This is a genomic window from Mucilaginibacter rubeus, assembly GCF_014643835.1.
In the GTDB taxonomy this organism is placed as follows: Bacteria; Bacteroidota; Bacteroidia; order Sphingobacteriales; family Sphingobacteriaceae; genus Mucilaginibacter; species Mucilaginibacter rubeus.
Genome location: NZ_BMKD01000004.1, coordinates 227,999 through 248,335 on the forward strand (window position 1 = coordinate 227,999; position 20,337 = coordinate 248,335).

At 42.6% G+C, this 20,337-nt stretch carries 21 protein-coding genes; 9 read left to right on the forward strand and 12 right to left on the reverse strand.

Annotated features, from left to right (window positions below):
• The first annotated feature begins 17 nt into the window (after positions 1-17).
• The 4 genes from IEX80_RS14925 to IEX80_RS14940 all read left to right on the forward strand — a co-directional run bounded on the left by IEX80_RS14925 (position 18) and on the right by IEX80_RS14940 (position 2,672).
• Positions 18-599: a LemA family protein gene (locus IEX80_RS14925; RefSeq protein ID WP_090528807.1), complete on the forward strand. Its 582-nt coding sequence runs from the start codon at positions 18-20 to the stop codon at positions 597-599.
• A gap of 113 nt (positions 600-712) precedes the next feature.
• Positions 713-1,147 carry a TPM domain-containing protein gene (locus IEX80_RS14930; RefSeq protein ID WP_188833352.1) on the forward strand — a complete coding sequence of 145 codons (435 nt, stop codon included), beginning with the start codon at positions 713-715 and terminating at the stop codon, positions 1,145-1,147.
• 11 nt (positions 1,148-1,158) lie between these two features.
• Positions 1,159-1,941, forward strand: coding sequence for a TPM domain-containing protein (locus tag IEX80_RS14935; protein ID WP_188833353.1), 783 nt, complete (start codon positions 1,159-1,161; stop codon positions 1,939-1,941).
• Positions 1,942-2,120: 179 nt separating this feature from the next.
• Complete coding sequence (locus IEX80_RS14940; RefSeq protein WP_090528819.1) at positions 2,121-2,672, forward strand: NUDIX hydrolase; 552 nt, start codon at positions 2,121-2,123, stop codon at positions 2,670-2,672.
• 2 nt (positions 2,673-2,674) lie between these two features.
• On the opposite strand, the gene IEX80_RS14945 is transcribed toward IEX80_RS14940, so the two are convergent.
• Positions 2,675-3,130: a nuclear transport factor 2 family protein gene (locus IEX80_RS14945; protein ID WP_188833354.1), complete on the reverse strand. Its 456-nt coding sequence runs from the start codon at positions 3,128-3,130 to the stop codon at positions 2,675-2,677.
• A gap of 157 nt (positions 3,131-3,287) precedes the next feature.
• Between IEX80_RS14945 and IEX80_RS14950 the strand changes: the two genes are divergently transcribed.
• On the forward strand, positions 3,288-4,172 hold the full coding sequence (locus tag IEX80_RS14950) for a PhzF family phenazine biosynthesis protein (RefSeq protein ID WP_229701638.1): 885 nt from the start codon (positions 3,288-3,290) through the stop codon (positions 4,170-4,172).
• A gap of 91 nt (positions 4,173-4,263) precedes the next feature.
• On the opposite strand, the gene dnaA is transcribed toward IEX80_RS14950, so the two are convergent.
• The 3 genes from dnaA to IEX80_RS14965 all read right to left on the reverse strand — a co-directional run bounded on the left by dnaA (position 4,264) and on the right by IEX80_RS14965 (position 8,207).
• Positions 4,264-5,688, reverse strand: coding sequence for a chromosomal replication initiator protein DnaA (gene dnaA, locus IEX80_RS14955; RefSeq protein ID WP_090528828.1), 1,425 nt, complete (start codon positions 5,686-5,688; stop codon positions 4,264-4,266).
• A gap of 433 nt (positions 5,689-6,121) precedes the next feature.
• Positions 6,122-7,672, reverse strand: a complete 1,551-nt coding sequence (locus IEX80_RS14960; protein ID WP_188833355.1) for an acyl-CoA mutase large subunit family protein — start codon at positions 7,670-7,672, stop codon at positions 6,122-6,124.
• A 4-nt stretch (positions 7,673-7,676) separates the two neighbouring features.
• The gene (locus IEX80_RS14965) at positions 7,677-8,207 is read right to left on the reverse strand and encodes a DUF7935 family protein (protein ID WP_090528832.1); all 531 of its coding nucleotides are present in this window, start codon (positions 8,205-8,207) and stop codon (positions 7,677-7,679) included.
• 92 nt (positions 8,208-8,299) lie between these two features.
• Here IEX80_RS14965 and IEX80_RS14970 point away from each other — a divergent pair, with 92 nt between their 5' ends.
• Complete coding sequence (locus tag IEX80_RS14970; RefSeq protein ID WP_090528835.1) at positions 8,300-8,647, forward strand: HesB/IscA family protein; 348 nt, start codon at positions 8,300-8,302, stop codon at positions 8,645-8,647.
• A 135-nt stretch (positions 8,648-8,782) separates the two neighbouring features.
• On the opposite strand, the gene IEX80_RS14975 is transcribed toward IEX80_RS14970, so the two are convergent.
• On the reverse strand, positions 8,783-9,511 hold the full coding sequence (locus IEX80_RS14975; protein ID WP_188833356.1) for a TlpA family protein disulfide reductase: 729 nt from the start codon (positions 9,509-9,511) through the stop codon (positions 8,783-8,785).
• 153 nt (positions 9,512-9,664) lie between these two features.
• Between IEX80_RS14975 and IEX80_RS14980 the strand changes: the two genes are divergently transcribed.
• A complete protein-coding gene (locus IEX80_RS14980) occupies positions 9,665-10,903 on the forward strand; it encodes an ABC transporter permease (RefSeq protein ID WP_090528841.1) in 1,239 nt (412 codons plus the stop codon).
• A gap of 229 nt (positions 10,904-11,132) precedes the next feature.
• Here the strand turns inward: IEX80_RS14980 and IEX80_RS14985 are convergent, their stop codons facing one another.
• The 7 genes from IEX80_RS14985 to IEX80_RS15010 all read right to left on the reverse strand — a co-directional run bounded on the left by IEX80_RS14985 (position 11,133) and on the right by IEX80_RS15010 (position 17,899).
• Positions 11,133-12,026: an IS110 family RNA-guided transposase gene (locus IEX80_RS14985; protein WP_308421699.1), complete on the reverse strand. Its 894-nt coding sequence runs from the start codon at positions 12,024-12,026 to the stop codon at positions 11,133-11,135.
• A complete protein-coding gene (locus IEX80_RS27805; protein ID WP_229701640.1) occupies positions 12,011-12,172 on the reverse strand; it encodes a hypothetical protein in 162 nt (53 codons plus the stop codon). Before IEX80_RS27805 ends, IEX80_RS14985 begins: the two co-directional genes overlap by 16 nt.
• 482 nt (positions 12,173-12,654) lie before the next feature.
• Positions 12,655-13,395, reverse strand: coding sequence for a tyrosine-protein phosphatase (locus tag IEX80_RS14990; RefSeq protein ID WP_188833357.1), 741 nt, complete (start codon positions 13,393-13,395; stop codon positions 12,655-12,657).
• 3 nt (positions 13,396-13,398) lie between these two features.
• The gene (rfbB, locus tag IEX80_RS14995; RefSeq protein ID WP_176628013.1) at positions 13,399-14,451 is read right to left on the reverse strand and encodes a dTDP-glucose 4,6-dehydratase; all 1,053 of its coding nucleotides are present in this window, start codon (positions 14,449-14,451) and stop codon (positions 13,399-13,401) included.
• 15 nt (positions 14,452-14,466) lie between these two features.
• Positions 14,467-15,489: a UDP-glucose 4-epimerase GalE gene (gene galE, locus IEX80_RS15000; protein WP_091165775.1), complete on the reverse strand. Its 1,023-nt coding sequence runs from the start codon at positions 15,487-15,489 to the stop codon at positions 14,467-14,469.
• A gap of 113 nt (positions 15,490-15,602) precedes the next feature.
• Entirely contained in the window at positions 15,603-16,586 is a 984-nt protein-coding gene (locus IEX80_RS15005) for a UDP-glucuronic acid decarboxylase family protein (protein ID WP_091165770.1), read from the reverse strand.
• Positions 16,583-17,899: a UDP-glucose dehydrogenase family protein gene (locus IEX80_RS15010; protein WP_090528852.1), complete on the reverse strand. Its 1,317-nt coding sequence runs from the start codon at positions 17,897-17,899 to the stop codon at positions 16,583-16,585. Before IEX80_RS15010 ends, IEX80_RS15005 begins: the two co-directional genes overlap by 4 nt.
• Positions 17,900-18,053: 154 nt before the next feature.
• Between IEX80_RS15010 and IEX80_RS15015 the strand changes: the two genes are divergently transcribed.
• Together IEX80_RS15015 and IEX80_RS15020 are read left to right on the forward strand one after the other, a co-directional pair.
• The gene (locus IEX80_RS15015) at positions 18,054-19,304 is read left to right on the forward strand and encodes a 3-deoxy-D-manno-octulosonic acid transferase (RefSeq protein WP_308421694.1); all 1,251 of its coding nucleotides are present in this window, start codon (positions 18,054-18,056) and stop codon (positions 19,302-19,304) included.
• Positions 19,305-19,526: 222 nt separating this feature from the next.
• Complete coding sequence (locus IEX80_RS15020; RefSeq protein ID WP_176628010.1) at positions 19,527-20,336, forward strand: alpha/beta fold hydrolase; 810 nt, start codon at positions 19,527-19,529, stop codon at positions 20,334-20,336.
• The last annotated feature ends 1 nt before the right edge of the window (position 20,337 follow it).

The window sequence follows — 20,337 nt, forward strand, 5'->3', positions numbered from 1 at the left end:
AAACACACGAAAAACAAATGAAAAAGTTATTCTCGGTTATATTAATCATAGCTGCAGCTATGTCCTTAAGTTCATGCAGCTATAACAGTATGGTTAAATTAGATGAAACTGTTAAAGCTAAATGGGGTGCCGTGCAAAGCGATTATCAGCGCCGCAGCGACTTGATCCCCAATTTAGTTAATACCGTAAAAGGCGCAGCAAATTTTGAAAAAAGCACCCTTACAGCTGTGGTTGAAGCCCGTTCAAAGGCAACATCGGTACAGGTTGACCCCAATAAGCTTACCCCCGAATCAATAAAAGCTTTCCAGGCCTCACAGGGTGAGTTAAGCGCGGCCCTGGGCAAATTGCTTTCCATTACCGAAAACTATCCCGATCTGAAATCGAACTCTAACTTCCATGACCTTCAGATTCAACTGGAAGGCACCGAAAACAGGATCAACGTATCGCGCAAAGATTTTAATGACGCCGTGCAGGAATACAACAGCAAGATCCGTTCGTTTCCGGCCAATATAACTGCCAAAATGTTCGGTTTCTCCGAAAAGGGTTATTTTACTGCCGAACCAGGCGCCGACAAAGCCCCTAAAGTAGAGTTTAATTAATTTGATGGGATTACACTGATTGTTCTGTGATTTCACCGATTTTTTGAAGGTTGGCGAAATCCCTGGTTATCGGTGAAATCATAACAAATCGGTGAAATCATAAATCAAAATATATGGCTGTATTTAACGAAGAGGAACAGCAGCGCATCCGCAAAGCTATTGAAGATGCTGAGCACCGCTCGTCGGGCGAGATCAGGGTTTGCATCGAAAAGCGGTGCAGCGAAGATGTTCTTGACCGTGCCGCAAAATATTTCCAGCAGCTCAATATGCATAAAACCAAGCTCAGGCATGGAGTGCTGGTATACGTGGCTACTGTCGACCGTAAATTTGCCATCATAGGCGATGCGGGCATTAACCAGGTAGTCCCACCCAATTTTTGGGACACAACCCGCGATGATATGCTACAGCATTTTAAATATGGCGATATAGTTGAGGGGATTGTAACAGGCCTGAAAATTGCCGGCGAACAGCTCCAAAAATATTTCCCTCATCAAGATGGCGATCAAAACGAACTTCCGGATGATATAGCCTTTATGGATGGCGATTAAAAATTAAAAACATGCTCAAAAAGTTTATACTGTTTTTCGGATTTACACTTTGCGTTATTGCCGCAATTGCTCAGGATTTTCCGGAACGCTCCAATACTCTCGTTACAGATTATACCAACACCTTAAACCCCGCTGATAAACAGCGACTGGAAACTAAATTGGTAGCCTTCAATGATTCCACTTCAACACAAATTGCAGTGGTGATCCTGAAATCTACAGGTAATTATGACATTAACGACTACGGCGTTCAACTGTTGCGGAAATGGGGCATAGGGCAAAAAGACAAAAATAATGGCGTATTGGTATTGGTTGCTATTGGTGACCGTAAAATGAGTATCCAAACCGGCTACGGCGCCGAGGGCGCCTTGCCTGATATTGTTACGCAGGATATTATCCAAAACGACCTTAAACCCCATTTTAAACAAGGCGACTACTATGGCGGACTTGATGCAGGCACAAACAGCATCATCAAAGCTATGAAGGGCGAGTATAAGGCGTCAAAAAAACAAAAGCAAAGCAACGGCGGTCCTGCGGGTTTTATAGTTATTGTCATAATCGTAGTTATCCTGATCCTGGTATTCCGCAATCGCGGAGGCGGAGGCGGCAGGCAGATCATCGGTCGCCGGGGGGGTGCAAGCCCGTTCTGGTGGTTCCTTGCTGGCAATATGCTTGGCGGCGGAGGCCGGAGCAGCGGTGGCGACTGGGGAGGTTTTTCCGGCGGTGGCGGAGGCGGTGGCTTCGGTGGTTTTGGCGGCGGAAGCGGCGGAGGAGGCGGCTCAAGCGGCAGCTGGTAACTGAACCATGATTGGCTTGATTTAAAGATAAAAGGATATGACTATCGCAACTCCACTTCAACCCGAAAACAACATTAAGTATCAAATAAAATTATTCACGAGCCTTGTATTCCAGAATAGGTTTATCCTCATGGTAATCCTTCAATCCTAAAAATCAAGGTTCAAATCTATAAGCATTAATGAGTAAAGATCTCACCTGGAAACTACTTTCATCATCATACATCCATAAAGGCCCCTGGGCCACCCTCCGCATTGATAAATGCGAAATGCCAAACGGCAAAATTGTTGAAGATTATTATGTACTTGAATATTCAAACTGGGTTAATGCAGTAGCCATAACCGAAGACAATAAAGTATTGATGGTGAAACAATACCGTCATGCGGCAGGTGTTATCTCGCTCGAAATTCCGGGTGGTGTAATTGACGCCGGCGAAGAACCTGTACACGCCATACGCCGGGAATTGCTGGAAGAAACCGGCTACCAGTTTGATGAATTTGAATTGATCTGTACGGTATACGGCAACCCGTCAACAGCTAACAATAAAACATTTACCTATTTCACCAAAGGCGGCAAAAAAGTACAAGGCCAGCATCTTGACGAACTGGAAGACCTGATTGTTGAAGAATACACCATTGAAGAGGTGAAACAATTATTGCTTAACAACGAAATAAAACAGGCCATGCATTGCGCCGGTTTATTTTATGGGATGATGAAGCTGGGAGTGATGTAAAATCACTCCGGGCAATTATCCTTTCGCCGGGTATCAACTATATAAATGATCTTCCAGCCATCGGCAGTTTTCATCAGCTGGAAAACATCTACCCCGCAATGGCTGTATTTATCATCTAAATAAAACTTATAAGGCGCCCAAACGCTGGCCAGCGGACCGTCGATCTTGATATCCGAAAAAGTTACGCGCTCATCGTATACGCCTTTGTGTGGCGTGCCAACCATTTTAACAAAGTCATCAGGGTTTTCAATTTCCAAAGCTGTTGAGCCATCTTTTTTGTTGGCTACGCTATGAAAAGCGATTCCTTTAGCAAAGGTGGATCTAAGCATCGTGCTATCGCCCTTGCGCATGGCATTAAACATAGTATTGATGGTTTGCTTAATAGCATCCGGCTCCGTTTGCTGGGCGAAGGATTGGAACGATAATAAAATAAATACTGCAAGAATAAGTTTTTTCATAACTAAATATACCTCATTTGGAATCAAGTTGATATGCTGATTTAATCATTTGCTGATAAGAGAAAAAAACTATAATCCAATCTTTCTTCATTTTTAAACTGTGTTGACATTTAATCTGAAGACCTTCACTACTTTGCGACAAGCAAAAATCTACCAAATGAAAAAATTATCCTATTATATACTTGATGTATTCACTCACCAACCATATAAAGGCAACCCGCTATCGGTAGTGTGGTGTGACGACGAACTGGAATTATCTCAATACTACAACATAGCCCGCGAATTCGGCTATTCCGAAACATCCTTTGTACGGTACTCTGATGCTGAAAAATTATTGAAGGTACGTTCATTTACTCCGGGTAATTATGAGGTTGGTGGCGGCGGTCATAATTTGCTGGGCGCTGTATCCCTGGCTTTGCTTAAGGGATGGGATATTTTTAACGGTCAGGGTGATGAGCATTGGGTAACTATGAAGAATGAAAAATTGCCCGTTGTGATCAGTGAAGAAAACGGCCTGATACTGGTATCAGTAAAACAGCAGGCTGCGAAGAACCTTGGTACTATTAGCCCGGAAATTGTGGCGCCAGCACTCGGCTTAGAAACAAGCGATCTGGAATTAAATAACTGGAAGCCTACCATCATGAAAACAGAAGTAGCCCACACCATGGTTCCTGTAAAAAACAGAGCGCTGCTTAATCAGGCTATACCCAACCCTGATAAGCTCAAAGAAATTTCAAAAAATTACGGCTTTGAAGGGTTTTACTTATTCACAACCGATGTTTCAGAGGGTGACTATCTAACCGAAACCCGCTTTTTTAATCCCGCATATGGCATTGATGAAGATCCTGCCACTGGAACAGCTGCTGGTCCCCTTGCCGGATTTTTGCAGCAGGTCAGTTACATAAACACCAACCAGGATTATACAATTTTGCAGGGAGTATTGGTAAATCATCCATCTACCATCCATATCAAGGTAACAGCCGAAAATGTGCTGGTAAGTGGCTCGTCAGTGATTGTAATGGAGGGCACGTTGTTTTTATAAAACCAAACACAATCGCCTGCTTTAAAATTAATGCCAAACAAAAAAGCCCTGCATCAAATGCAAGGCTTTCGTATGTTAAAAGTCGTGTTTATTACGACATTTTCAATTTCTTCTGAATATCGGCAACATACCCTTTAAATTTCTTATCGGTGTCAATCAAATCTTCTACAGTTTGGCAAGCATAGATCACGGTTGAGTGGTCACGACCGCCAAAGAAATGACCTATTGATTTCAATGAGCTTTTGGTATGTGCTTTGGCCAGGTACATCGATATTTGACGTGCCTGTACAATTTCACGTTTGCGGGTTTGAGATTTTACCATTTCAATAGGCACTTCAAAGTACTCGCACACTAAACTTTGGATATACTCCATCGAAATTTCTTTAGATGAGTTCTTCACAAAGTTTTTCAACATTTGTTTAGCCAGGTTCAGGTCAATCTCCTTGCGGTTAAGGGTTGATTGTGCCAGTAATGACACCATGGCGCCTTCCAGCTCACGTACGTTATTATCAATGTTATGGGCAACGTATTCGATCACATCGTTTGACAGATCGATACCATCCTGGTAAATTTTATTCTTCAGGATAGCCATACGGGTTTCCAGGTCAGGGATCTGCAAATCGGCAGATAAGCCCCATTTAAACCTCGAAAGCAGACGTTCTTCCAAACCAGCCAGATCCTTAGGCGCTTTATCTGATGTAATGATCAGTTGTTTGCCCGATTGGTGCAGGTGGTTAAATATATGGAAAAAGAAATCCTGTGTCTTTTCCTTACCGGCAAAGTTGTGCACATCGTCCATGATCAGCACGTCAATGGCCTGGTAAAAGTTCACAAAATCATTAATATTGTTGTGCTTTAAAGCATCAACAAATTGCTGCGTAAATTTTTCGCATGATACATACAGTACCAGTTTATCGGGCAGGGTGCGCTTAATTTCGTTACCAATAGCTTGTGCCAGGTGGGTTTTACCCAAACCTACACCGCCGTAAATCATTAAAGGGTTAAATGAAGTACCTCCGGGTTTAGCGGCAACGGCATAACCGGCAGAGCGGGCCAAACGGTTGCAGTCACCTTCAACAAAGTTTTCGAAGGTATAGTTACGGTTAAGCTGAGGGTCTACATTCAACTTTTTAAGCCCGGGTATAACAAAGGGGTTTTTAATATCCTTGTTAATTGAAATAGGTATCGGCATACTCTGATGTTTTGAATCAGCGCCATTTCCGTTTGAAGGCATATTAGTTGTATATGGTTTACTTGATGATTGCTCAACAACTATATTATACTCTAAACGTCCTTCGTCGCCCAATTGTTTTTTGATCGTCTTGCGCAGTAACCCTACATAGTGCTCTTCAAGCCACTCGTAAAAGAATAAACTTGGTACTTGTATGGTTAATACGCTTCCCTCCATTCTCAAAGCTTTTATCGGCTCAAACCAGGTTTTAAAACTCTGGGCCGGTATGTTGTCTTTGATGATCTGAAGGCAGCTATTCCAAACGTTCGTACAAGTTTTTTCCATATAAATAAAAGTAAAATATTGATTTCCAACCCCCAGCGAAACAACTTTTGGCCTTGCTACGGAACATCGAATATTGCCAAAAAAAGCTTATAAAAAAATTAAATTTTCACTTTTTTAACATTTGGCTTTTTACTAACAAATTCGATTTTTTAATGAAATTTTCGTATGGATAACATAATTTTTGATATAAAAATCACAATCCGAATATTTCTCAATTGTTTTTTTCTTTTTTTGAAATTTCAAAAAAAAGAAAAATAAAACTGTCAATTACAACCCTTAATTATACGCCAAAACATGGGTAATGTTTGCGCTTTTTTGATGGTTACTGTGAACAAAAAAATAACGCACTGGTTTAGTGCCTTATAAAAAATAAAAACCAGGTTTGTTGATTTGTGGTGCACTATACTACATGCACGGAAGCCACACCACGACGCTAATACTCTCCAAAAACACCTCGCAATACATCGGCGATCTCCCCAAGGGTAGCATAGCTTTCTACCGAAGTTACGATAAAAGGAATTAAGTTTTCCGCACCGGCAGCAGCCATTCTCAAAAGATGTAAACTTTTCTCAACATCGTTACTATTACGCTCCCTTTTTAGCTCAGCAATTTTTTCCGACTGCATTTTTCTGATCGCGTCATCCACCCTAAACACATTAACAGGGGCTTCCTCCTGCTGGGTAAACCGGTTAACGCCTACTATAACTTTTTCGCCGGTTTCAATCTCCTGTTGGTACTGGTAAGCAGAGGCTGCTATTTCCTGCTGGATATAATCCTGTTCTATGGCTTTTACCGCGCCACCCATGGCATCAATCTTATCTATATACAATTGGGCAGTGGCTTCCATCTCATCTGTCAATGCTTCGATAAAGTATGAACCGGCAAGCGGGTCAACCGTATCGGTAACACCACTTTCAAACGCGATGATCTGCTGGGTGCGCAAGGCTATTTTGGCTGCGGCTTCTGTTGGTAACGACAAGGCTTCGTCATACCCATTGGTGTGTAATGATTGTGTGCCCCCCAGCACCGCAGCCATCGCCTGGTTGCTCACCCTTATAATATTATTAAGTGGTTGTTGTGCTGTTAATGTTGATCCGCCCGTTTGCGTATGAAAGCGAAGTTTTTGAGCGCCGGCATCGGTAGCCCCCAATTGTTTGGTAATATGCGCCCACATGCGCCTGGCGGCACGGAACTTGGCTATTTCCTCAAAAAAATTACTGTGACAGTTAAAAAAGAAAGAAAGGCGCTTGGCAAACACATTAATATCAAGTCCCTTATCCAGCGCGGCCTTTAAATAGGCTTTGCCGTTGGCCAAAGTAAATGCCAGTTCCTGCACGGCGGTTGAGCCTGCTTCGCGGATGTGATAACCTGATATGGAGATAGTATTCCATTTGGGCACCTCTTTACTGCAGTATTCAAATACATCGGTAATGAGCCGCATGGATGGCGCAGGGGGATATATATAGGTGCCGCGGGCGGCGTACTCTTTTAATATATCGTTTTGGATAGTACCCGAAATCTGTTTCAGATCAGCCCCCTGTTTTTTTGCCAAGGCGATGTACATGGCCAGCAAAATAGGAGCGGTTGCGTTAATGGTCATGGAGGTTGTAATATCCTTTAGCTCAATACCAGCAAACAGGATTTCCATGTCCTTCAACGAATCAATAGCTACCCCTACCTTGCCCACCTCACCTTCGGCAAGAGCATGGTCGGAGTCGTAGCCTATTTGTGTTGGGAGATCGAAGGCTACCGAAAGACCGTTTGTACCCTGGCTTAATAAATAATGATAACGCTTGTTTGATTCTTCGGCAGTTGAGAAGCCGGCATACTGCCGCATAGTCCAGGGTTTGCCCCGGTACATATCTTTTTGGATGCCGCGGGTAAAAGGGAACTCACCTGGCAATTCACTCATATTTGAAGGTTCGGTATAAACCTCCTTAATTTCGATACCCGATGTAGTGGTAATTTTTTTATCCCTGGCCATAAGCTTAATATAATTCTTCCATATCCTGCCTGATCAGGCCTAACGCTACATCATAAGGATTATCTTCCAGCTTGCTTAAATGCACCAGGATCACTTTGCTTAACTCAAGCGCCGAAGTATCCGGCGGCAAAGCTTTTACAGCATTATTAATCATATTAATGGTATCGTCCTTCACTCTTTTTACCACGTTCCAAACCCGGGCGCTTACATAAATTTGCTGCGTAATGTTATGCTGAAACTCGTTGCGCACCTCGTTAACAATAATAGCCTGCAATTCGGCGGCGGTATCGGCCGATCCGTTAAGACGGATAAGTAAACTTGCAGGATTAACCCTTTCAATAAAAAGTACAACCCTTTCATAGGCCTGTAGGCGTAATGGCAGGGTTTGATTACTGATGGTGCGTTTTAATTCCAATAACTGGATACTTTCTGATTTATCAAGATAGGGTTTAAACAGGTAAAAAGCGATATACACAACGCCTAAGCCCGAAATAGTGTACTTTAAAATATCAAACAAAAAAGGTAGAGTGGGCATGTTTATAAATGTTATACAGGGGTCATAAAATTATGACACTAACAAAAATCTGCATTTTACGTTATATTTGTGTGGAATAAATAAAAATAAAGATGAGTATAGCTGTTGAAGCTGCTCCGGTTTCTTTTACACCGGGCGCAGTAAAGGAACTTTTTAAATTAAAAGACCAGCAAGAAATAAACGACGAATTTGGTTTACGTGTTGGTGTTGAGGGTGGTGGCTGTTCGGGCATGAACTATATTTTAGGCTTCGACATGAAAAAAGACGGCGACCAGGAATATATTATTGATGGTATTAAAGTTTTCATGCACAAAGCGCACGGTTTATACCTGGCCGGTATGCAAATCGATTACCAGGACGGATTAAATGCCCGTGGTTTTACTTTCAACAACCCTAATGCTGCCAGCACCTGCGGCTGTGGTTCTTCGTTCTCGGTTTAATTACCCCCGGTTAAAATATAGGAAGCCGTTTCATTGTAAAACATGAAGCGGCTTTTGTTTTGAAGGGCTGCAACAATAACACGGTAAATCATTAAGCGGTATATATATTTAGTTAACGAGTGATATTTAAACCCACTATTTAATATCAGATATCGTTTTCCTGATCCAGCTTGGCACCGTTCCATCGCCATAGCCCTGGCTGTTAAACCGTATAACCCCGTCCCTGTCAATAACCAGGCTCACCGGGCACTCATCAACCCCATAGTAAGAAAACAAAGGCATCGAATCGCTAACCACATGGTATTTAAACGGCGACACTTTCAGAAATCGCTCTACCTGTTCAGTTTTATCTAAAGAAATTGCAATAAATACAATATCCTTATTATCCTGATAAGCGTCGACAAGGCGGTTCAGTTCGGGCATTTCATATCTGCATGGCGGGCAGGCAATAAACCAAAAATTGAGCACAACTATTTTCCCTTTCAGTTCCGCAGCTGTAATTACATTACCGTTAACATCTCTCATATTGAAAAAGCTAAAGGTATTTCCCGTTTTAAAAAACCTGGTTTCGGGCGGCTTAATAGCATTAGTCGGCAAAATACCATCGGCAAGCGGATCACGTTTGGTTAATATAAAAGCAGAGCTATCACTATCATGCTGTACGGGCTTCAACATATAATAGCCGGTTGCCATCAATTCACGCCATTTAGCATAAGTATATTTCTCGCCTTTTGCATTGGTAACTACCGTTTTTTGATTGAAACCATATTGTTCTATCGGTCGTGTTATTTCAATCTGACCATATGCGCTTGAAATACTAAAAACAAGCGATGAGATAGCAAACAGGATATAATAATTTTTCATTTTAAGGTTTAAATTCAACGGAAAATTATAACATAAATAGCAAGTTACCAAATCGGGGCTTTAGCCACACCAATCACAAAAATTAAGTTAAATCAGCATGTAACAAACTGGTATAATGCTTAGTCATACCAGCAAGTTTTTTATATTTATACCATGCCGGTAAAAACCTCTTACAAAGAAAACATTTCCATTGCATTACAGTCTATAGCCGGCAACAGGCTGCGTACCTCGTTAACCGCGCTGATCATAGCGATAGGTATCATGGCGCTTGTAGGTATTTTAACGGCCATCGAAGGCATCAGGCAGTTCACCAACGATGCTTTCGCCGATCTTGGCGCCAACACATTCACCCTGCAAAACCGCGGCGAGGGGTTGAACTTCGGCAACGGCGGGCACCGTAAAGTGTATCCGGCCATTACTTATGACCAGGCTGTGCGTTTTAAAAATACTTTTAAATTGCCGGTAGCTGTAGCCATTAATTTAGAGGTAATTGGTACCGCGGTAGCCAAATACGGCAATCAAAAAACAAATCCCAATATATCCATCTCGGGCTCAAACGAAAATTACCTGGTTACAGCGGGTAAAAAGCTGGCTTTCGGGCGTAATTTTTCCGCTTCTGAGCTGGAACATGGATCGAACGTGGTCATTATTGGCGATGAGATCAAAAAGAAACTGTTTAAAACCGAAGACCCGATAAATAAATCGATATACCTTGGTACCGATAGGTTCAGGATAGTTGGTGTATTTGCATCAAAAGGTTCAAGCTCATTCGGTGGCGATAAATTTTGCGTGATCCCTGTATTGAAAGCTAAACAGATAGACAGTACCAAGAATGCGTCGTTCACGGTAACTATTAAAGTAGCCAGTCCCGGCGCCCTTGACGCTACCATTGGCGAAGCTACCTCCTTATTCAGAAACGTAAGGGGGCTTAATGTAATTAACCAGGATAACTTTGAAATAAGCCGGAGCGATTCCATTCAAAAGGAACTATCAGGCCAGCTTGCAGGTATTACTGCCGCCGGCTTTGCAGTTGGCATCATCACACTCATCGGTGCCGCCATCGGACTTATGAACATCATGCTGGTATCAGTAACAGAACGCACACGCGAAATTGGTGTGCGGAAAGCTATAGGAGCAACCCCGGCAATCATTCGTAAACAATTTTTAATCGAGGCCATAGTGATCTGTCTCATAGGTGGTGCAGCGGGCATGATACTGGGCATGGCAGCGGGAAACCTTATTGCTGTACAAATAAGCGGCTCATTTGTAGTGCCATGGGGATGGTTATTCTTCGCTGTGGTGTTGTGTACGTTTATTGGTTTGATATCGGGTTACTACCCGGCAAAAAAAGCAGCAAAACTGGATCCGGTGGAAGCGCTTAGGTACGAATAAAAACGATTGCAAAATCTTAGAGGCTGCCTACAAACAAAAAATGTCATTGCGAGTAACCATCAGGGAAGCCCGAAAAAAAACGTAATGACATGTAAAATATATTTTAGCGGTGTTGCGCGTGGGCCGCGTTAGATTCTGTGTTGATATGCAAAAGTTATTTTTTATTTTTGAGTCTTAGGCAGCTTTATGTTAGCCTGTTTAGGGCAGTCCTTCAATTGAAGCGACTGCTCTAACTATTTTCGGATATGTGTGCATTCTGTTGAAGGTAGTCTTTTTCGAATGGTTTGTTGGTTTTGTATATAGTGTATACCATCTCCAATAATTTTCTTTGTACTGCTACAGTAGCTTTCATTTTCACGCTATTTCGGGATACGATCCGGACAAATATAGCTTTATATCTTTCTGAATGTCTTATGGCCGCTAATGCAGGTAAGTGCATGGCTTTTCGTAAATGCTTGTTCCCCCTTTTAGATATCTTGGGTTTGCCCTTAACGGATGAGCCGGATTCTTTTTCCCTGACATCCAGCCCGGCGTAACTGGTCAGCTGCTTTTTACTCCTGATCAGCTCAAAGCCGTTTGTTTCGGCTATGATCACAGTGGCCGTTAATAAGCCGACTCCAGGAATAGTGGTAATGGTAGCCAGTGTTTGTTTTAAATGTTTGTCCTGTGCTACAGCTGTTCTAATCTCAGTAAGTATTTCTTTAAGTTGTTCACCAATCATCTTTATCCTGTCCATCATTCTGCGGATAGTATCTTCCCCCGGAAAAGCTTCGGACTGTTCAGCATGTAGCTGGTTCTTGATCATGGTTCTTTCTGCAATAAGTTGTTCTCTTTCACGGGTTATCTGCCGCAGGGTCCTGAACACCCTTTTGGGTTGTACCCAGTTATCCAGTTTCTTTTCAAGTCCGAACATGGCTATGGCAAAAGACATTGATTTATCGGTAATTGTTTTGATCTCCAGTGTCTTGAAGAAGTTTGAGATCTTGTTGGGCATGACAATACTTACAGCATACCCTTTGCCGGCCAGATAATAAGCAAGGCGCTCGTGGTATACACCTGTGGCCTCCATTACATATCTTAATGGATATTGGGGGATGCTTTGCTTGTTTATCCATACTTCCAGGTTTGCAAATCCTTTTCATTGTTTGGAAAAATCTTGTTCGCATAAACTGTTATAACTGCCTGCTCATCCATCTTGCCGATAGAAACCACCAGCTCTTTTTGAGCCACATCAATACCTACTACTTGTTTTAATAATCTGCTTGCCATTGATCAAAGTTTTTAACTGTTATAAGTGAAAACCTTTCTTCGTTTTTCCTCCTGTTGGTTATCCTGGATATACTGCCTGGTCGTATTCCTTACATTCTGTTCAAACTCAAAAAAGTAAAGGAGTGAGGCTATATCTAACGCTCAACATGCTCAAGGCTGTTTGGGATTGCTGTGCTCTCACTCTTTTCACTCATAAAATCATTACAATAATATTAGATGTAAACATAGGAGGGATTGCAGTGTAAAGCCCGGAGCGTGTAGAGGGGTTGCGGGCAGGAAAGGCGAGGACTTGCAACGGAAAGCCCGGGCCGCAGGCAACGCCCATGTTATAAAATCCATTAGAAAAATACACTTAATAATCAATAACTTACGATCACGCCATTATAGGGAACGAAGCAATCGTGAACCATACAGGGCGGACCTGCTAATCGGGGATTGCTTCGTTCCTCGCAATGACGCTTTTCTTGTTGGATAATACCTGTTTAAAATAACATCTTATTCTTAAGCGGATAGTCGACAAGCAATTTTTCAATATAGGTTGTTCTCAGCGCATCGCCAAATGCCGTGGCGTGCCTTAAGTGGTGCATATCGCTTGAAATAAAGTCTATCAAACTATTATCAACCAGGTCTTCGGCCATTTTTTTTATCTCTTTACCATAATACCCTGTGAGGGATATGGTATTAAGCTGAAAATCCAGGCCCCAACTATGCAGGTTTCTCAACATGTCTAAGTCAAGGTACTGGTAGCGCTCGGGGTGGGCCAAAATAGGTTTATACCCTTTATCATGAAGCTTTTGAATTACACTGTAAGTATTTGGCGGTTGATTTATAAATGAAAATTCAAATAATACGTGGTTGTCGCCCATGGTCATGATCGGGCCGTTCTCTACACGTGCTTCAAACGTTTCATCAAAATAGTGTTCGGCAGCGGCTTCAACAGGTATATCAATCCCTTGTTTAACCAACTCGGCTTTTAATATAGTAAGCGCGTTTCCTATGGTTTCGGGGGTGTTGCGATAAAAATCTATCATGATGTGTGGCGTGGCGATAACTTTTTTTATCCCCAATTCCATCATCTTTTTTATCAACTCTACCGAATCTTCGGGTGTTTTAGCACCATCATCAATCCCAGGTAACACATGCGAGTGCATATCAACCATGATTCCCTCATAATTGAATTTTGATTCCCTTATTGCCTTCTTCTTCTTAAAAAGCCCGAACATTTTTTATCTATCGTTATACTGACTGCTGTAATATTGCTGGTAATGTCCCGACGTTACATCATTAAGCCAATCTTCATTAGCCAGGTACCAATCAACTGTTTTTTCCAAACCTTCCTCAAAAGTTATACCCGGCACCCAACCTAAATCATTTTTTAATTTGGTTGCATCGATAGCATATCTCAGGTCATGCCCGGCCCTGTCTGTCACAAAAGTGATCAACTTAGCCGATTCTCCCTCAACCCTGCCTAATTTTTTGTCCAATATACTGCAAAGCAATTTGATCAGGTCGATATTTTTCCATTCGTTATGCCCACCTATATTATAGGTTGAGCCCGATTTGGCATTATGGAAAATTACATCAATTGCCCGCGCATGGTCTTCAACCCAAAGCCAGTCGCGGATATTTTCGCCCTTACCATATACCGGTACAGGTTTACTTTGCTTGATATTATTAATTGCCAGCGGAATGAGTTTTTCCGGAAAATGGAATGACCCATAATTGTTTGAGCAATTTGATATAACGGTATCCATACCATAAGTATCCTGGTAGGCCCGCACAAAATGATCAGAACCTGCCTTTGAAGCCGAATATGGCGAATGCGGATCATAAGCGGTGTCTTCGGTAAACATGCCGTCTTCACCAAGCGTACCGTATACCTCGTCGGTAGAAACATGATAAAAACGAGTTTGATCATATTTGCCTTTCCAATGCTCGCGGGCGGTATTCAATAAATTTACGGTGCCTACCACATTGGTCATCACAAAATCAAGGGGGTTAGTGATCGACCGGTCTACGTGCGATTCGGCAGCAAGATGGATCACCGCATCTGGATTTTCAGCCGCAAAAAGCTCATTAATAAAAGCAATATCAACAATATCTCCCTTTACGAACTTATAATTAGGTTCATTTTCAATATCCTTTAAATTGGCCAGGTTACCCGCATAAGTAAGCTTATCTAAATTAACAATGCTGTAATCAGGATAGTTTTTCACAAACCTGCGCACTACATGCGAACCAATAAAACCAGCGCCCCCTGTTATAATGATCTTTTTCATTCCCTGCTGTTGATATTAATTGAACGGATTTTGAGCAATATATTTTTCCCACTCCCAGGCCGACGACATCATTTCGCCAATACCCAGTTTTGCTGTCCAGCCAAGTTTGGTTGATGATTTAGTAACATCGCCCCAAACCTGCTCTACGTCACCTTCACGGCGCGGGCCAATTTCATAGTTCAGTTTTTCGCCTGTTGTGCTTTCAAAAGCATGAATTACTTCCAACACTGAAGTGCCGTTGCCTGTACCCAGGTTAAATACATCATAACCTTTAAATTCGTCTTTTTCGGCAAGCCTTAACGCGGCAACGTGGGCTTTCGCTAAATCAACTACGTGAATATAATCGCGGATGCAGCTACCATCAGGCGTGTTATAATCATTACCAAAAACGGTTATTTTTTCGCGTTTGCCGATGGCAGTTTGTGTAATAAAAGGCACCAGGTTTTGTGGCACTCCTATTGGCAACTCCCCAATCAAAGCAGACTCATGGGCACCCACAGGGTTAAAATAACGCAACGAAATCACTTTATAATCGCTGCCGGAATTTACCATATCAACCAAAATTTCTTCGGCTATTTGCTTGGTATTACCATATGGCGATTGTGCAGGTTGCACCGGGGCATTCTCAGTAACGGGTAATTTTTCGGGCTGTCCGTAAACTGTGCAGCTTGATGAAAATACAAAATTGATAGCCTTACCGTAATAAGCTTCGAGCAGATTGATAAGCGAATAGAAATTATTCCGATAGTATTTCATCGGTTTTTTTACCGATTCGCCCACCGCTTTAAAGGCTGCGAAGTGGATGATACCACCTATTTCGGGTTCGGCGAGTGCAAGTGATCTAACGGCGGCTTCATCGCAAAGATCAAGCTTATGAAATACCGGGGTAAAGCCTAAGATCTTTGTAAGCTGATCTAATATTTTAGGATCCGAGTTCGACAGGTCGTCAACGATAATGGGGTCATACCCCGCGTTAACCAGCTCAACAACGGTGTGCGAACCAATAAAACCCAAACCGCCTGTTACTAATATTTTCATGGTTTAAATAGAGAGTATGTTTGAATGTTCGGCAAAGTAAGCAGATTGTGACAATTCATCCGCTTTTATATTATAAAAAAGGCCAAAAAAATTAATTTCCGGCCTGGTTACCCTTACTTATTGTAATAGGTAAAGTCTTTATGGTTTATTTCATGTTCGGGCAACGACTTGAAGTATTCTAAGGTGATCTTCAAACCTTCACTCCTGGATACTTTTGGCTCCCAGCCTAATATAGCTTTGGCCTTGGTAATATCCGGGCGGCGTTGCTTCGGATCGTCTGTTGGCAAAGGCAGGCTGATCAGCTCCTGGTTGGTGCCCGTCAGCTTAATAATCTCCTCGCCAAATTGTTTTATAGTGATTTCATCAGGGTTGCCGATATTCACCGGCTGGGCGTAATCGCTGTGCAATAATCTGTAGATCCCTTCTATCAGGTCATCTACATAGCAAAACGACCGCGTTTGTGAGCCGTCGCCAAACATCGTCAGCGGTTCGCCCCGCAGTGCCTGCCCTATAAAAGCCGGTAACACCCTTCCATCATTCAGTCGCATCCTTGGGCCATAAGTATTGAAAATCCTAACGATCCTGGTTTCCAACCCGTGGAAGGTATGGTAAGCCATGGTAATAGCTTCCTGGAATCTTTTGGCTTCATCATACACCCCTCTCGGGCCTACCGGGTTTACATTACCCCAATATTCCTCTGGCTGAGGGTTGATGTTCGGATCGCCGTATACTTCCGAGGTGGAGGCGATCAGCATCCGTGCCTTCTTGTTCCGGGCCAGTCCCAGCAGGTTATGGGTTCCCAGTGAGCCTACTTTCAATGTCTGGATCGGAATTTTCAGATAATCTATCGGGCTGGCCGGTGAGGCAAAATGCAGGATATAATGCAGTTCGCCCGGTACATAAACAAACTTGGATACGTCATGATTATAAAACTCAAAGTTCTCCAGTTTGAACAAATGTTCTATATTCCTCAAATCGCCGGTGATCAGGTTATCCATCCCGATCACATGATAATCTTCCTTAATAAACCTGTCGCACAGGTGCGAGCCTAAAAAACCGGCCGCTCCTGTAATCAGGATTCTTTTTCTTTCTGTCATATTGCTACTATTTTACGGCCTATACTGTTATAATAAAACCCATATTCCTTCATCCTGTCCAGGTCATACAGGTTACGCCCGTCAAAGATCACCGGCGACTTCAGCTTTTCCTTCATAAAGTCAAAGTCTGGCGTACGGAATACCGGCCATTCGGTCACAATCAACAGAGCATCTGCATCATCAAGGGCATTGTACCGATTGGTGGCATAGCTTATCTTATCGCCAAGTAGTTTCTTAACGTTTGGCATGCCTTCCGGGTCGTAGGCGGTTACTGTTGCCCCGGCTGCTAATAGCTCATCGATAATGTACAGTGCCGGTGCTTCGCGGATATCGTCGGTCTCCGGTTTAAAAGCCAGTCCCCACAGGGCAAAATGTTTTCCTTTCAGTCCACCTTCACCATAATATTCACGCATTTTAACTACCAGCCGTTTCTTCTGAGTTTCGTTCACTTCCATCACCGAGTTGAGGATCTTGAAGTCGTATTTATTTTCTTCGGCTGCTTTAGACAGGGCCTGCACATCTTTAGGAAAACAGCTGCCCCCATAACCTACACCCGGGAAAAGGAAGCGTTTGCCAATGCGGCCATCTGCCCCTACCCCCTTGCGTACCATATCCACATCCGCCCCCACCAGCTCGCACATGTTTGCAATCTCGTTCATGAACGTGATCTTGGTGGCTAAAAATGAGTTGGCTGCATATTTGGTTAGCTCGGATGAGCGTTCGTCCATATATAATATAGGGTTGCCCTGGCGCACGTAGGGTGCATATAAATCGCCCATTACCTGGCGGGCTTTTTCATCCGTTGTACCGATCACTACCCTATCCGGTTTCATGAAATCTTCTACAGCTACACCTTCGCGTAAAAACTCGGGGTTGGATACTACAGCGAAGGGAACATCGGTATTGGCTTTCATCACTGCGGTTACCTTATCTGCCGTACCTACCGGTACCGTTGATTTGGTTACGATCACTTTATATTCGGTGATCAGTTTGGCTATATCTTTTGCCGCGCCAAGCACATAACTCAAATCGGCTGCTCCATCGGCTCCCGGAGGCGTTGGTAACGCCAAAAAGATCACTTTGGCCGGGGCTATTGCTTCGGCAAGATTAGTGGTAAAGGTTAGCCTTTCCTGTTTAATGTTACGCAGAAATAAAATATCAAGACCCGGTTCATAGATCGGCATCTCGCCATTCCGCATCTTGTTTACTTTTTCTTCCACAATATCTACACAGGTTACTTCATTTCCCGTTTCGGCTAAACAAGTTCCCGTTACCAGGCCCACATAGCCTGTGCCAATTACTGCAATTTTCATAGTGTTAAATGTGTTTTAAATTAAGGTTAGCAATATTTGTATGATCAACCATATAACCAGCTTATTATAGCACCGGGCGGGCCATAAAACTAATATTGTAATTATTGTTATTACTTTTATGCCCGGCTAAGATAATCATTCAGCGTTAAAATTGATGTTATTATATAATATAGGTATCAAATTATATTCCCTTTTTATCCGTTTTGCCTCGCTATTTAACAACAAGGCAAAACTTTGGATTGCAGGACGTAAAAACATTGTTTTTGTACGTATGGATAGCAGTGTTTGGTTTCATTTTGCTTCACTTGGCGAATTTGAGCAAGGAAGGCCCATACTGGAAGCTATGAGAAATTTACATCCCGTAAAGAAAATAGTAATCACTTTTTTTTCTCCTTCGGGATATGAGATCAGGAAAAACACCCCATTGGCCGACTATGTTTACTACTTGCCTTTGGATACCGCCCGAAACGCCCGCAGGTTTATTGATGCCATTAACCCCGAAATTGTCATTTTTACTAAATACGAGTACTGGTTCCATTTTTTTAATGAAGCAAACAAGCGTAACATCCCCCTGTATATCGTATCGGGCATCTTCAGACCCGAACAGGTGTTTTTTAAATGGTATGGCGGTTTTAACCGCAAAATATTAAGCCTGGTAAGCCACTTTTTTTTACAGGATAACAGGTCTAAGCAGCTATTGGAAAACATAGGCATTACCAATACATCGGTGAGTGGTGATACCCGTTTTGACCGCGTTTGGGCCAATGCACAAAATCCTAAACAATTGCCCCTGATTGAAGAATTTAAAAACGGGCACAAACTGTTTATCGCGGGCAGCACCTGGCCGCAAGATGAAGCCTTCCTGGCTAAACTGGTAATCCAATATCCCAACTGGAAATTCATCTTCGCTCCGCATGAAATACCGGAAGAAAAGATCAATAACTTGATAGAGCTGCTTCCGGAAGGAAAAGCCATCACGTTTTCACAGCTAAAAACCGAAGCCGAAGGTCTGAAGTCGGGAGATTTTATTAATCAATCGCTTACATCTAACAATCTTCAATCGCTGGTGATAGATAATATTGGCATGCTTTCATCGCTTTATGCTTATGCCGACGTTGCTTACATAGGTGGCGGCTTTGGTGTGGGAATTCATAATACCCTGGAGGCAGCCGCGTTCGGTCTGCCGGTTATTTTTGGCCCTAATTATCAGAAATTTAACGAAGCCAAGGAACTTATAGCCATTAAAGCTGGTTTTAGCATCAGCAATGAAACAGAATTAAAAGATATTGTTGACACACTGGTTAATGACGAGGCGTTTTATAATATTACCCGTAAAAAGGTATTCAATTATGTGAAGGAAAATGTGGGGGCGACGGAGATGATCATAAAGTATATCAATAAATAAAAGATGCCATTTATGATATGAGGAACGAGTGAGAAATTTTGTACACCCGGTAAGTAAACCATGTATGGTGGATTGCAGGAAGCAGAAGATTTCTCTTCACGCCCCGCTTCGCCCCCTCCGCCGTTCATCGAAATGACAATTTTATAAAAAGACTATTCCATCATTCAAAACAAAACATGGTTGTTTACTGTACAAAAGCCATAAATTCTTAATATTGCCTTAATGGGGTTTTTACATCTGCCCGGCTTGGGCAAAGCACATTTTCACGAGTATGGTACCGGTCAAAAGCCGCTGCTGGCCTTTCATGGCTATGGCATGACAGGGAAGCAGTTTCATGTACTTGATCAATCTATCCTACCCCAATATCATATCTATGGTTTCGATCACTTTTTTCATGGCGAAAGCAGGCTGGATGGCTGGACAGAACAACAGATCGTGGCCGGGATGCCCAAAACCATGGTACGCAGCTACATGGAAGAATGGTTTAAGCTTTACGGCCGACAACGTTTTTCGGTAATGGGTTATTCTATAGGCGCCAACCTGGCCCTGATATTGGTTGAAGAATATGCCGATATGATCGATGATATCATTTTAATGGCCCCTGATGGCCTGGCTGTATTTAAAGGCTTTCATTTTATATTGCATAATAAGCTTGGACGCGCAATTTTCCGTACGGCCACAAAAAGCAAATGGCTGGCGCCTTTTTTAGTTAAAAGCATGAAAACCGTTGGCGCTATTGACGAAAGCCTTTACCGCATAGCTTATAATGAAATTGATACCGAACAAAAACGGCTTGACACCTATTATACCCTAAATTTGATCAGGCAGTTAAAGCCTGATGTGCAGAAAGTAGCACAACTAATCAATCAGCATAAAATTAAATGTTTGCTGATATTTGGCAGGCATGATAAGCTTTTCCCTAAATCGGCGGCAATGCCATTTTTAGGAATGCTCCATAATGCCGAAGTGCATGAAATTGAACTTGGGCACTGGTTGGTTACAAAGGCACTTGACGAGTATTTAGTTAAATAAA